The following is a 652-nucleotide window of genomic DNA, read 5'->3' on the forward strand; positions in this document are numbered from 1 at the left end:
GCGCCTTCACCCGGCCAGCTTGTCGCGGGTGGTGAGGGGGCTGGACCTGTCGCGGCAGAAGACCAGGCCACGGCACCCCGAGGCCGACGAGGCGGCCAAGGCGGCCTTCGCAAAAGGGGGCTGCGCCGTGCTGTAGCGGCCGTTGCCGCCGATCATCCGGGCCAGCGGATCGAGCTCTGGTTCCAGGACGAGGCCAGGGTGGGCCAGAAAGGCCGCACCGGCCATCGCTGGTGGGCACGCGGGCAACGCCCGCGCGGGCTGTGCGATCAGCGCTACGACTGGACCTACCTCTACGCTGTACTCGTCCGGCGAGGGCCGCCTTCTGTGAGGGATGATGACCTCTGACCTTAGTGACGCTCGTGAGGGCGACGCAAAGGACGGGGGCGGGATGGAGATCATCACCGGGGTTGAGCGGCGTCGTCGCTGGCGTGCCGAGGACAAGCTGCGCGTGCTGGCCGAGGCGGCGCAGCCCGGGGCGCGGACGTCGGAGGTGGCCCGGCGGCACGACATCAGCCGCGGGCTGCTGTGGTACTGGCGGCGTCAGTTGCGGCAGGGGCAGCTCAGGGTGCATGACGCGCCTGAGCCGATGTTCCTTCCGGTGGAGGTGAGCGACGCGGTGCCGCCTGGGCCTGTGACGCCCACGGCGTCGCTA

At 71.2% G+C, this 652-nt stretch carries 2 protein-coding genes; both read left to right on the forward strand.

Features of this window, described 5'->3' with window-relative positions; translation table 11 throughout:
• The coding region (locus EAH89_RS33755; protein WP_194152390.1) for a winged helix-turn-helix domain-containing protein at window positions 1–136 on the forward strand (136 nt) is incomplete at its 5' end.
• A 252-nt stretch (window positions 137–388) separates the two neighbouring features.
• The coding region (tnpA, locus tag EAH89_RS31045; protein WP_161993871.1) for an IS66-like element accessory protein TnpA at window positions 389–652 on the forward strand (264 nt) is incomplete at its 3' end.

Source organism: Muricoccus nepalensis, assembly GCF_006438825.1.
Lineage (GTDB): Bacteria > Pseudomonadota > Alphaproteobacteria > Acetobacterales > Acetobacteraceae > Roseomonas > Roseomonas nepalensis.